Source organism: Cellulomonas sp. Y8 (genome assembly GCF_008033115.1).
Classification (GTDB): domain Bacteria; phylum Actinomycetota; class Actinomycetes; order Actinomycetales; family Cellulomonadaceae; genus Cellulomonas.
Genome location: NZ_CP041203.1, coordinates 1,866,104 through 1,879,175, shown reverse-complemented (window position 1 = coordinate 1,879,175; position 13,072 = coordinate 1,866,104). Strand labels below are relative to the sequence as shown.

Here is a 13,072-nt window from a genome sequence, read left to right as displayed (position 1 = left end):
GCGCCGACCGCACCCCCGACCATCGACAACGAGGACCCATGCGCATCACCGCCGCCCCCGGCACCCGCACGATCCACGCCGACGCCTACCTGCTCGAGGTCCGCGCGGACCCGCCGCGCGCGGTGCTCGCCGACCCGGACGGCCGGATCTGGTCGCACCTGAGCCTGCTCGCGTCGGTGGACGTCGTCGGCGCGGTGGACGAGTCGTACGACGTCGGCGCCCCGACGGTGCACGACGCCGAGGGTGCGCCGGTCGGGGGCGACGACGTCGACACCCCCGTCGCCGAGGTGCGGCTCGACTGCGGCAGCACCGCCTGGGGCCGCCGGCGGACGACGCTGCGCTGCCTGCCCGACCGGCTCGAGCTGACCGTCGAGGTCGCGGGGGCGGGCGTGCTCACCGACGTCCGGCTGCTCGGCGGGCGGGCCGTGCTGCGCACCGGCGCGGGCGGGACGTTCCGGTCCTCGGTCGAGTACCGGTCGGTGTTCGTCCCGACACCCACCGAGCCGGTCGACCTCGTCCGCCCGGCGGCCTCGGCGGCGACGCTGGGCGTGCTGGGCGACGCCTCGCCGGGGAGGCTGCACGCCGTGTTCTCCCCGCCGCCGCTGTGCCTCGTGCTGGGCCGGGAGCCCGCGGCGTCGGCGCTCGACGTGCCGGCGACGCCCGGTGCGGCGGACGGCGCCGCCCCCGGCTGGCTCGCCCTCGGCCTGGTCGCCCCGGTCGCCGCGCTGCGCCTGACCGAGCTCCGGTACCAGCCCCTCGACGGCGGCTTCCTGCTCGAGCTCGACCACGACGCGCACACCGCCGTCGACGGCACCTGGTGCAGCCCGGCCCTGGTGCTGCGCCCGGCCGCCGACCCGTGGGCGGCGCTCGCGGACCACCGCGCGGACCTGGTGGCGGCGGGTGCGCCGGAGGGGCCGGTCGCGCCGGCCGCGGACTGGTGGGCGGAGCCGATCTTCTGCGGCTGGGGCGCCCAGTGCGCCCGCGCCCCGTTGCCCGGCGAGCCCGCAGCCCACCCGTTCTTCGTCCAGGACCTCGGCCCGGCGGTCGTGCCCCCGGGCCTGCCGATCGCGCCGGACCTGGCCCGGCAGGACGTGTACGACGAGCTGCTCGCCCACCTCGCGGCGCACGACGTGGTCCCGGGGACGGTCGTGGTGGACGACAAGTGGCAGCGGGACTACGGGACGGCGGAGGTCGACCCCGACCGGTGGCCCGACCTCCGCGCCTGGGTGGCCGCACGGCACGCGGCCGGGCAGCGGGTGCTGCTGTGGTGGAAGGCCTGGGACCCGGAGGGGCTCCCCGTCGAGGAGTGCCTGGTGGACGCCGCCGGCCGGCCCGTCGCGGTCGACCCGGCCAGCCCGGCCTACCGGGAGCGGGTCCGGCGCGCCGTGGCGCACCTGCTCGGGCCCGACGGGGTCGACGCGGACGGGTTCAAGGTCGATTTCACGCAGCGGGCGCCGGCGGGGCACTCGGTGCGCCGGCACCCGGCGACCGCCGCGGCCGACGCGCCGTGGGGCGTCGCCGCGCTGCACGCCCTGCTCGGCGACCTGTACCGCGCGGCGAAGGCCGCCAAGCCCGACGCGCTGGTCGTCACGCACACCCCGCACCCCGCGTTCGCGGACGTCTGCGACATGGTCCGGCTCAACGACGTGCTGGAGCGGGACACCGCGGGTGCCGTCGTGCCGCTGGCCGACCAGATGCGGGTGCGCCGGTCGATCGCCCGCGCCGCGCTCCCCGGGCACCTCGTCGACACCGACCAGTGGCCGATGCTCGACCTGGCGCAGTGGCGGGACTACGTCGCGGCGCAGGCCGAGGGCGGGGTGCCGGCGCTGTACTACGCCGAGCGCGTCGACCGGTCGCAGGAGGCGCTGACCGCCGAGGACCTCGCGCTGGTGGCGCGGTCGTGGGCGGCGTACCGGGCGGGGCTGCGCGCGGGGTCCGCGGCGGGGGCTCGGGCGTGAGGGCGGACCCGGGAGCCGGCGCCGCCCGCGATCCCGGCCCGGTCGCCGAGGCCGACGTCGTCGTGGTCGGCGCCACCTCGGCGGGCGTGTGCGCCGCGGCCGCCGCGGCCGAGGCCGGCGCCTCCGTGCTGCTGCTCGAGCCCGGCGACCACGTCGGCGGCATGACCTCGGGCGGCCTCGGCTACACCGACGTCGGCGACGTCCGGGTGCTGGGCGGCATGGCCGCCCGGTTCCGGGCGGAGGTCGCGGCGCACTACGGCGTGCCCGTCGGCGCGTACGCCGGCCCGGAGGCGCACGTCGCGGAGGCGGTCCTGCGGCGCTGGCTCGACCACCCGCGCATCCGGGTCGAGCACGGCGCGGCGGTGCGGTCGGCGGACGTGGCGGACCGGGCGATCCGGTCGGTGCGCACCGCGGACGGCCGGACCTGGGCCGGAGGATCGTTCGTCGACGCGACCTACGAGGGCGACCTGCTGGCGCTCGCGGGCGTGCCGTCGCGGGTCGGCCGGGAGGACCGGTCGCTGCACGGCGAGGCCTTCGCCGGCCGCCGCGAGCCCGTCCCCGGGCGGCACGCGTTCCCCGGGTGGGTGTCGCCGTTCGTCGACGACCCGTCAGGGCAGACGCCCGGCCCCGTGCTGCCGCAGGTCCGGGACGTGCCGCTCGCGCCGGTCGGGTCCGGCGACGGCGGGGTGATGTCCTACGGCTACCGGCTGTGCCTGACCACCGCGGCGGACCGGGTCCCCGTCGAGCGCCGCCCCGGGTACGACGACGCGCACTGGGAGCTCGGCCGCCGGCTGTTCCGGCACTGGGCCCGCGCCGGCCACGTCCCGGAGGCGGGGTCGCTGCTCGGGCTCGAGCCGAACCTCCCCGGCGGCAAGGCCGACGGGAACTCGCTCGGGCCGTTCTCGCTCAGCGTCCTCGACGGCACCGCGTGGGAGTACCCGACCGCCGACCCGGACCGCCGCGAGGAGATCCGCCGGCACCACCTGCACCACGCCCAGGACCTCCTGTGGTTCCTCAGCCACGACCCGGAGGTGCCCGCGCCGGTGCGCCGCGAGCTGGCCCGCTGGGGGCTGCCCGCCGACGAGTTCGCCGACACGGGCCACCTGCCGCACCAGCTCTACGTCCGGGAGGCGCGCCGGATGGTCGGCGAGGTGGTGCTGACCGAGCACGACCTGCGCGGGCCGGCCAGGTGGCACGACGTCGTGGCGATGGGCTCGTACCACCTGGACGTCCGGGAGGTGCAGCGCACCTGGCGCTGGGTGCACGAGCACCCGCGCCCGGTCGGGATGGTCGTCACCGAGGGGTACTACTCCGTGCCGGTGCCGCCGTACCCGATCCCGTACCGGGCGCTGGTGCCGCGGTGGGCGGACTGCACGAACCTCGTCGTGCCGGTGTGCGTGTCCGCCTCGCACGTGGCGTTCTCGTCGATCCGGATGGAGCCGCAGTACCAGATGCTCGGGCACGTCGCGGGGCTCGCGGCGGCGCGGGCGGCGGCGTCGGGGCGGGCGGTGCAGGCGGTCGACGTGGCCGCGCTGCAGGACGAGCTGCGGGCGGCGGGCCAGGTCCTGGCGCTGTGACGCGGGGCGGCGCGGGACGATCCGGGCATAGTGGCCGAAACCGCTGCTGAGCAGCGCTTCTCTTCCGTCGCATCGCTTGTGGCGCGCACTCTGGAATCGATACCATAGGCGTCATGCCCGCCACCGTCGCCGCCGAGGTCGTCGAGGTCGCGCCAGGCGTGTTCCGGGTCGCCGACACCTGCCACGTCTACGTCGTCCGCGCCGCCGAGCCCGCGCCCGACGGCGCCCGCACCGCGGTCGCGATCGACTTCGGTTCCGGCGTCGTGCTGGACCTCCTGGCGGAGATGGGCGTCGACCGGATCACCGACGTGCTGATGACCCACCACCACCGCGACCAGGGCCAGGGCCTGCCCCGTGCCGTCGCCGCCGGCATCGCCATCCACGTCCCGCCCGTCGAGCGCGACCTGTTCGACCGGGTCGACGAGATGTGGCGCACCCGGCGCGTGGTCAACGACTACAACCTGCGCGAGGACCGGTTCTCCCTGCTCGACCCCGTCCCGGTCGCGGACGTGGTGCCCGAGTACCGCACGCGGGTCTACGGCGGGGTCGCGGTCCAGGTCGTCCCGACGCCGGGCCACACCACCGGGTCGGTGTCCTACGTCGTCGAGCGCGACGGCCGGCGGCTCGGGTTCACCGGCGACCTCGTCTACGCCCCCGGCAAGGTCTGGTCGCTCGCGGCCACCCAGTGGTCGTACACCGAGAACGAGGGGCCGGCGATGACGGTCCTGTCCTGCTACCTGCTGATGGACGAGCACCTCGACCTGCTGCTCCCGTCCCACGGTCGCCCGATGGGCGACCCGCAGCACGCGCTCGGCCTGCTGGCGACCCGGATGCGGGGCTACGTCGACTCGCGGCGTCCGCAGCCGTGGGACCTGCGGCTGCGCCTGGCGGAGCCGTTCCAGCGGATCACCGAGCACTTCCTGCTGAACCTGTCGAGCAACGCGTGCTCGTACGTCCTCGTCTCGCGGGACGGCGCGGCGCTGCTGATGGACTACGGGTACGACATGACCACGGGCCTGCCCTCCGGCGGCGACCGGGCGTCCCGCCGCCCGTGGCTCGCCTCGCTGCCCGCGCTCCGCCGCGACCACGGCGTCACCACGGTCGAGGCGGTGCTGCCCACGCACTACCACGACGACCACGTGGCGGGGATGAACCTGCTGCGCGAGGTCGAGGGCACCGAGGTGTGGGCGCCGTCGAACGTCGCGCCGATCCTCACCGACCCGATGCGCTTCGACCTGCCCTGCCAGTGGTACGACCCGATCCCGGTCGACCGCGTCCTCCCGATCGGGGGGACCTTCCGGTGGCACGAGTACGAGATCACGGTGCACGAGCTGCCCGGCCACACGCTGTACGCCGCCGCCTTCGAGGTGGAGGTCGACGGCGTGCGGGTGCTCGTCACCGGCGACCAGCAGGACGGGCTCGGCATCCCCGGGAACCGGCGGGAGATCCTCAACTACCAGTACCGGAACCTGTTCCGGATCACCGACTACCGGGACAGCGCCGCGCTCTACCGCCGGGTCGCGCCGGGGGTCATGGTGTCGGGGCACTGGGAGCCCCGGTGGGTCGACGACTCCTACCTCGCGATGCTGGAGGACGAGGCCGAGGAGCTGGTGCAGATCCACCACGACCTGCTGCCGCTCGACGAGCTCGACCTGGGCAGCGACACGCACATGGCGCGGATCGCCCCCTACGTCTCCCGGGTGCCCGCCGACCGGCCCGCGCGGTTCACCGTGACGGTCCGCAACCCCGCGCGCGAGGAGCGGAAGGCGACCGTGCGCGCGGTGCTGCCGCTAGGCTGGCGCGCGCACCCCGACGAGGCCGTCGTCGCGCTCCCGCCCGGCGGGCACGCGGAGATCGACCTGGACGTGGTGCCCACGGGTCCCGCGGCGGTCCGCCGGCGGCTGGCCGTCGACGTCAGCATCGGGGACCTGCGCCTCGGCCAGCACGCCGAGGCGCTCGTGGACGTCGTGGCGGACTGAGGCCCACGGGCCGGGGGATCGAGGAGCACTGCATGGAGGCTGCCGCGCCGGGCACGCGCGGTGCGGCGACCGCCCCGGGACGCCGCGCCACGATCAAGGACGTGGCCGAGGCCGCCGACGTCTCCCGCTCCACCGCCTCGCGCGCGCTCACCGGCCGCGGCTACGTGGCGCCCGCCGTGCGCGAGCGGGTCCGGCGCGCCGCCCAGACGCTCGGCTACGTGCCGGACGCGATGGCGCGCAACCTCCGCCAGCAGGTCAGCCGGTCCATCGGCGTGCTCGTCTCCGACCTGCGGAACTCGTTCTACGCCGACCTCGCGAGCGGGGTCAGCGCCCAGTCCCGCAAGCGCGGCTACGCGATGATGCTGGCCGACGACGCGGGATCGGTCGAGGCCGAGCTCGAGGCCGCCGAGACCTTCGTCGCGCTGCGCGTCGCCGGCGTCATCCTCACCCCGCTGTCCGCCGAGGTCGCCGAGTACCTGGGCCGGCACCGGATCCCCGTGATCGAGGTCGACCGGCAGTTCGCCGAGGGCGCCTGCGACGCCGTGGTGGTCGACAACAAGGCGGCCGCCGAGCGGGTCACCACCGGCCTGCTGCAGCAGGGCCACCGCCGGGTCGCGCTGCTCATCGACGAGATGGACTGGACGACCGGCCGGGACCGCCTGGTCGGCTACCGGTCCGCGTTCCTCGCCGCCGGGCTCTCTCTGGACGACGCCCTCGTGGTGCGCGGCGGCTGGGACGTCGGCGCCGCGACCGGCGTGGCGCGGGACCTGCTCGGCGGGCCGGACCGGCCGACCGCCGTGTTCGCGGCCAACAACGTGCTCGCGGAGGGCGTGTGGCGCGCCGCGCAGGCGCTCGGCCTGCGGGTGCCCGACGACCTCAGCCTGGTGTCGTTCGACGACGCCCCGTGGATGACGATGGTGACGCCCGGCGTCACCGCGGTCGCGCAGGACGCGGTCGCGCTCGGCGAGGCCGCGGTCGGGCAGCTGGTCGAGCGGATCCAGAGCCCCGAGTCGCCCAAGCGGACCGTGATGCTCTCGGCCGCCGTGGCGCAGCGCGGCTCGACCGCGCCCCCGCCCGCGGCCTGACGCGGGGTCGGTCGACGACCCCCGCCTGACGCGGGGCTGCCGCACTCGCGCGCCCGGGTGCTGCCGCCGTGCCCGCTCGGTGGGACGTCGCGCCCGACACGCCGTCGGCGTGTCCGTCACGGCGTTCCACTCTCGCGGCGCGCCCGGTCGTGCGTCGGGCCCGGTGCGGACGGCGGCTGACCTGGACTCGATCCCACGTCGCGGCGTCGTTTTCCCGCGCCTGGCTTGACGCTCTCTTCCGCCCGCTCCTATGCTCGATCTGGAATCGATCCCAGGGCGATCCCACGGCACCGACGCCGGTGGGCTCCGGGGTCGCCACGCGCCGCCGCACCCGGCCGCGCGCCCGCCGGGGGTCTGGAGGACGGATGACGACGGACGGCTCGCCCGCGCCCGCGGGCGGAGGCACGGCCGGCGGCGCGCCGGTCCTCGCGCTCGACATCGGCGGGACCAAGCTCGCCGTCGGCGTGGTCACCCCGGACGGGGCCGTGCACGGGCTGCGCGTCCGCCCGACCCGCCGCGAGGAGGGGCCGGACGCCGTGATCGCGCGGCTGTTCGCGATGGGGCACGAGGCCGTCGCGGAGGCCGGGCTCGGACCCGTCGGCGCCGTGGGCATCGCGTGCGGCGGCCCGCTCGACGCGCCGACCGGCGTGCTCCAGTCGCCGCCGCACCTGCCCGGCTGGGACGACGTCCCGATCGGCCTGCTCGCGACCGCCGCGTTCGGCGTCCCGTTCGCGCTGGAGAACGACGCCACCGCCGCGGCCGTCGCCGAGCACCGGTACGGCGCCGGGCGCGGGCTCGGCAGCCTCGTGTACCTGACCGTGTCGACCGGTGTGGGCGGCGGCGTCGTGCTCGACGGGCGGCTGCACCGCGGCGCGGCCGGCAACGGCGGCGAGCTCGGCCATATCACCGTCCGCCGCGGCGGCCGCGCCTGCTCGTGCGGGCGGCGCGGCTGCATCGAGGCGTACGCGTCGGGGTCGTCGATCGCGGCGCGGGCCGCCGACGCCCTCGCCGACCCGGTCCCGGGGGAGACGCCCTCGTCGCTCGCCGCCCTGGCCGCCGTCACCGCCGCGGACGTCAGCGCCGCCGCTGCCGCCGGGGACCCGCTCGCCGCGCGGGTCTGGGACGAGACCGTCGACCTGCTCGGCAGCGCGGTGTCCGACCTGGTCAACGTGCTGGAGCCGGAGCTCGTCGTGCTCGGCGGCGGGGTGACCAGGTCCGGCGCGATGCTGCTCGACCCGGTGCGGGCGATCGTCGCCCGGGAGGCCATGCCGCCGGCGGCGCGCGCCGCGACGGTGCGGCTCGCCGCGCTCGGGGACGTCGTCTGCGTCGTCGGGGCCGGGGCGATCGCGTTCGACGTGCTGGCCGCGGGTGGCGCGGGGGTCGTCGCCGCGCCCGCCGGTGCCGCTGCGCCCGCCGACGCCGCCGGCGCCGCACCCACCCGCCCGCCGCACGACCACGCGCCGACGGAGGCCGCTCGTGTCTGATCCCACCGCCCCGATCCTGACGACGGCCGTTCCGGCCGCCCCGGCCGCCGCTGCTCGCCCGGCCGCGGCCGACGCGCCCGACGCCCCCGCCGACTGGCTGCACGCCCACCTCGCCGCCCACGCCGACGTGGCCGGCGCGATGGTCGGGCTCGCCGACCGCATCCGGGCCGCCGGGGAGCTGGTCCGGGACACGTTCGCCCGCGGCGGCACCCTCTACACGTTCGGCAACGGCGGCAGCGCCGCGGACGCGCAGCACCTGACCGGCGAGCTCGTCGGCCACTACAAGCGGGACCGGCGCCCGCTGCCCGCCGTCACGCTCAGCACGGACCCCACGTCGATGACCTGCATCGCGAACGACTACGCCTACGAGGACGTGTTCGCCCGCCAGGTCGAGGCCCTCGCACACCCGGGCGACCTGGTCGTCGCGTTCACCACGAGCGGCCGGTCCCCGAACGTCGTCCGCGCGCTCGAGTCCGCCCGCGCGAACGGTGCGACCACGCTGCTGCTCGCCGGCGGGGACGGCGGGCCCGCCCGGGAGCACGCCGACCACCTGCTGCTGGTGCCGTCCTCGGCGACGCCGCGGATCCAGGAGATGCACACCTTGGTGCTGCACGTGATCAGCGAGATGGTGGACGCCTGGGCCGCCGACGAGCCGCCCGCGGCCTGAGCGGCCGGCAGACCGACCGATCGACGGCCGCTCCGCGGCGGAGGGTGGGCACGTGGACGAGGGCGTCCTGCTGCGACCGACGGGGTCGCTCCGGCCTGCGGGCCCGGCGTGGCCCGGCGACGACGGCCCCGTGGTGGCCACCGTGCCGCACGTGGCCGAGGTGGTGCTCGCGGACGGTTCCGTGCTCCCCGTGCCGTCGACCCCGGCGGGGCCGGGCGCGGTCGCCGGCGAGGCCGGGTCGTTCCGCGCGCTCGCCACCTGGGCGGCACCCACCCCGTCGGGGCGGGTCGACGTGCGGCTCGACGTCGAGCACCGCGGCGCGGAGCCGACCGGGGCCGGCATCCGGTTCCGGGTGCACCTGCCCGCCGCGCCCGAGGCGCCCTGGTGGCTGATCCCCGGCGCGTTCTACGGCGAGAACCGGCCCGTCGACTGCGACCGGCCGTTCCCGCGGTTCGAGGTGGGCGCGGACGACCCGGCCGGCATGGTGAGCGACCACTGGGAGTACCGCGCGGACCGCGCCGCGACACCGGCCGTGCTCGCCTGGGCGGGCCCCGGCGGCGTCGCGCTGGTCGCCCCGGAGACGACCGCGCTCGGCATGACCGGCCTCGGCCTGGCGCACGACGTCGCGACCGGCGTCGGCAGCGTGCACCTGACCTTCCCGTTCCGCGAGGACCCGGTGTCGTACTACGGCTCGGGGACGCCGCGCCCCGCGGAGACGACGACCTACCGCTGGGCGCCGGGGGAGCGGGTCACGCTGCGGTTCGCCGTGTACGCGACCGGCCCGGACCGGCACGCCTACGCCGCGATCCTGCGCGAGGAGCACGAGCGCACCCGCGCGGCCTCGCCGCTGCGGCCCTGGGTCGGGATCGCGGAGGCGGCCGACCTCGCCGCCGAGGGCCTGCACCGCTGGCACTACGCGGAGCCGGGCGTGCTGCTCGAGACGGTCGGCTTCGACCGCGAGGTCTCGGGCCGGGACGGCCTGACCGTCGACCGGCAGGCCATGCACGTCGGCTGGGTCAGCGGCATCCCGTGGGCGTACGCGCTGCTGGCGCACGCGCGCCGGCGGGGCGCGGACGAGGCAGGTGCGGCGGCGGCCCGGGTCGTCGACTTCGTCTGCGACCACCTGTCGCCCTCGGGCACGTTCTGGGGCGTCTGGTACGCGGAGCACGGCTGGTCGCAGAGCTGGTCCCGCACCCCGGGCGCGCTGCACTCCCGCACGCTCGCGGAGGCGTCGCTGTTCCTGGCCCGGGCGCTCGAGCTGGGCGAGGATGTCCGCGCCGCGCACCCCGGCTGGGCCGCGGCGCTGCGGTCGAACCTCGACGTCGTCGTCCGCCGGCAGCGGCCCGACGGCAACCTCGGCTCGGCCCACCACGCCCAGACGGGGGAGGTGCTGTCCTGGCACGGCGCCGCCGGCCTGACCTGGGTCGCCGCGCTCGCCGAGGCGGAGCGGTGGGACGGTCCGGACGGCGCGGACGGCGCCTACCTCGCGGCCGCGGTGCGGGCCGGCGAGCACTACGCGCAGTTCGTCGACCGGGAGTTCCTGCACGGCGCGCCGGAGGACGTCGACCTGGCGCCGACGTCCGAGGACGGGTACGTCGCCGTCATGTCGTACGTCGCGCTGCACCGGCGCACCGGGGACCCGCGCTGGCTCGACCTGGCCCGCCGCGCCGCCGACTGGATGCTGACCTTCCGGTACACGTACAACACCCGGTTCCCGGAGGGGACCCCGCTGGACGTCTACCGGTTCGCCACCCGCGGCGCCGACAACGCCTCGCCGTCGAACCAGCACCTGCACGCCTACGGCCTGGTGTGCACGCAGGAGCTGGCCGAGCTGTCCGCCGCCACCGGCGACCCGCACTACGCCGACCGGGCCGCCGAGACCCTCGCGTGCTTCCGGCAGCTGGTCGCCCGGTTCGACGGCGACTTCAACGCCTACCGGGGCATGACGTCCGAGCGGTACTACCAGACGGCGTGCTTCCAGCCGAAGGGCATGCTGCTCACGCTGAGCCACGCCTGGTCCGGCGGAGCGCTGCTCCTGGCCTGCGAGCAGGCGCTGGCCGACCCGTCGCTCCTGCCCGACCCCGTCTGACGCGCACCGCGCCGTCCCCGGGGCCTGCTCCGGCGCCCACGCCGCCGAGATAGGACCCTCTCGTCGAGATCGGACCTTGGGCGGTCCGATCTCGACGCGGAGGTCCTATCTCGGCGGAAGGTGGGTGCGCGTCGTCAGCCCTTGCGGCCCTGGGTCGCCACGCCCTCGATGAAGTACCGCTGCCCGAACGCGAACAGCGCGAGCATCGGCAGCGTCACGAGCAGCGCCGCGACCATCACGTACTGGTAGTCGCCCTGGCCACCCGCCGTCGGCGAGTACCGGGGTCATCGCGTACGCGATGCCGAGCGGCGGTGAAGTCCTCCGGGCTGCCGGCGTTCAGGTAGATCAGCGCCGCCTGCAGGTTGTTCCAGGACGCCTGGAACTCGAACAGCAGGACGATGATGAACGACGGCAGCGACAGGGGGAACACGATCCGCCAGTACGTGCGCCACTGGTTCGCCCCGTCGATGCGCGCGGCCTCGAACAGCTCCCGCGGCAGGCCCAGGTAGAACTGCCGCTGCAGGAAGATGTAGAACGCCGACCCGAACAGGTTCGCGCCGAACAGCGGGACCCAGGTGCCGAGGAACCCGAGCTCCTTCCAGATGAGGTAGATCGGGATCATCGTGACCGCGCCGGGAAGCATCATCGTCGCCAGCACGAGCCCGAACAGGAACCCGCGCAGCGGGAACCGGAAGTGCGCGAACCCCCACGCGACCAGCGACGAGGACACCGCGACCGAGACCGCGGCCAGCACCGCGATCCCGACGCTGTTGATCATCCAGTTCCCGAGCGGCAGCTCGTCGAACACGCGGACGTAGTTGCCCCAGTGGAACTCGCTCGGCCACAGGGAGTTGTCGAACACCTGGCCGCGGCCCTTGAGGCTCGCCGCGAGCAGCCAGGCGAACGGGTACAGGAACACGAACGACATCACGACGAGCGCCGCGATGACGAGGCCGCGGCGCACCCGGCGGCCGGTGCGGCCGCCGGGCCGGTTCTCGTCCAGCGGCGGCCGGTTCGGGTCGATCGGGCGGTCGCCCTGGCCCGTGGCGTCCTCCGGCAGGCCGGGGACCTGGCGGACGGGCGTGCTGGTGGTGCCGGTGCTGGCCATCAGTCCCTGCCCCCCTCGTAGTAGACGAACCGGTTGCCGAACTTCATCTGGATGGCCGTGATGACCATGATGATGAGGAACAGCAGCCACGCCATGGCGGCGGCGAACCCGAAGTTGAACTGCCGGAACGCCTGCTGGAACAGGTAGATCGCGTAGAACAGCGACGCCTCGGGCGAGGCGTTCGACTGGTCGCGCCAGAACAGCAGGTAGGCCTGGTCGAACACCTGGAACGCGGCGATCGACAGCACGATCACGTTGAAGAAGATGGCGCTGGAGATCATCGGCAGCGTGATGTTCCGGAACCGCTGCCAGACCCCCGCGCCGTCGAGCTCGGCGACCTCGTAGAGCTCGCGCGGCACGTTCTTGAGCGCCGCCAGGAAGATCACCATCGTCCCGGAGACGCCCCACAGGGTCATCAGCACGATCGACGGCTTGATCCACGCCGGGTCGACGAGCCACTGCGGGCCCTCGATGCCGAAGATCCGCAGGAACTGGTTGATCGCGCCGGTGTTGCCGTTGAGCAGCAGGAAGAACACCGCCGCCGTCGCCACCGCGGGCGTCATCTTGGGCAGGTAGTAGACGGTCCGGAAGAAGCCGGCCCCGCGACCCGCCTGGTTCAGCAGCGAGGCGAGGCCCAGCGCGACCAGGATCTCCAACGGCACGGCGAGCACCGCGTAGAACAGGGTGTTCGCCAGCGACGTCGCGACCCGGGGGTCGCTGAACAGCTGGGAGTAGTTGTCGAAGCCCGCGGGGCGGGCGGTGTTCGTCGCCAGGTTGTAGTGGCTGAACGAGATCACCAGGCTGTAGATCATCGCGCCGGCCGTGAAGACCAGGAACCCGACGATCCACGGCGAGATGAACAGGTAGCCCGTCAGCGCCTCGCGCTTGTTGTAGGGCACCTTGGGCGTGCGGCGCTTGCGAGCGGCGCGGGACGAGGGTGCGACGGCCGGAGCGGCGTCGGCTCTCAGCTGCGTCATCGAGGCCTCCAGTCGACCGTGGACGCCGGCGGGAGGCCTGCCCAGCTCCCTCGCCCGACGATGTGGCAACGATGCCACATGCCGCGACTATAGGTGTCGGGTGGGGTCGCCGCAAGGCTCCCGCGATGCCCGCTGCTCTGCTGCACGG

The 13,072-nt window shown here is 75.5% G+C and carries 8 protein-coding genes and 1 pseudogene; 7 read left to right on the top strand and 2 right to left on the bottom strand.

The genetic code is table 11. The features are described 5' to 3' along the window. The first annotated feature begins 38 nt into the window (after positions 1-38). The 7 genes from FKM96_RS08520 to FKM96_RS08490 all read left to right on the top strand — a co-directional run bounded on the left by FKM96_RS08520 (position 39) and on the right by FKM96_RS08490 (position 10,839). Complete coding sequence (locus tag FKM96_RS08520) at positions 39-1,958, top strand: hypothetical protein (RefSeq protein ID WP_147794872.1); 1,920 nt, start codon at positions 39-41, stop codon at positions 1,956-1,958. Next, a complete protein-coding gene (locus FKM96_RS08515; protein ID WP_147794871.1) occupies positions 1,955-3,535 on the top strand; it encodes an FAD-dependent oxidoreductase in 1,581 nt (526 codons plus the stop codon). Before FKM96_RS08520 ends, FKM96_RS08515 begins: the two co-directional genes overlap by 4 nt. 113 nt (positions 3,536-3,648) lie before the next feature. Next, positions 3,649-5,514: an MBL fold metallo-hydrolase gene (locus tag FKM96_RS08510; protein WP_147794870.1), complete on the top strand. Its 1,866-nt coding sequence runs from the start codon at positions 3,649-3,651 to the stop codon at positions 5,512-5,514. A gap of 32 nt (positions 5,515-5,546) precedes the next feature. Beyond that, positions 5,547-6,599: a LacI family DNA-binding transcriptional regulator gene (locus FKM96_RS08505; RefSeq protein WP_147794869.1), complete on the top strand. Its 1,053-nt coding sequence runs from the start codon at positions 5,547-5,549 to the stop codon at positions 6,597-6,599. A gap of 365 nt (positions 6,600-6,964) precedes the next feature. Beyond that, a complete protein-coding gene (locus tag FKM96_RS08500; RefSeq protein WP_147794868.1) occupies positions 6,965-8,083 on the top strand; it encodes an ROK family protein in 1,119 nt (372 codons plus the stop codon). Beyond that, entirely contained in the window at positions 8,076-8,750 is a 675-nt protein-coding gene (locus FKM96_RS08495) for an SIS domain-containing protein (protein WP_305764244.1), read from the top strand. The genes FKM96_RS08500 and FKM96_RS08495 overlap by 8 nt, the downstream gene beginning before the upstream one ends. Positions 8,751-8,802: 52 nt before the next feature. Continuing rightward, positions 8,803-10,839, top strand: coding sequence for a hypothetical protein (locus FKM96_RS08490; protein WP_246855266.1), 2,037 nt, complete (start codon positions 8,803-8,805; stop codon positions 10,837-10,839). Positions 10,840-10,973: 134 nt separating this feature from the next. Here the strand turns inward: FKM96_RS08490 and FKM96_RS08485 are convergent. Together FKM96_RS08485 and FKM96_RS08480 are read right to left on the bottom strand one after the other, a co-directional pair. Continuing rightward, positions 10,974-11,947: pseudogene (locus FKM96_RS08485) on the bottom strand (carbohydrate ABC transporter permease). Continuing rightward, the gene (locus tag FKM96_RS08480; RefSeq protein WP_147794867.1) at positions 11,947-12,924 is read right to left on the bottom strand and encodes a carbohydrate ABC transporter permease; all 978 of its coding nucleotides are present in this window, start codon (positions 12,922-12,924) and stop codon (positions 11,947-11,949) included. The pseudogene FKM96_RS08485 and the gene FKM96_RS08480 overlap by 1 nt, the downstream one beginning before the upstream one ends. Positions 12,925-13,072 lie beyond the last annotated feature (148 nt).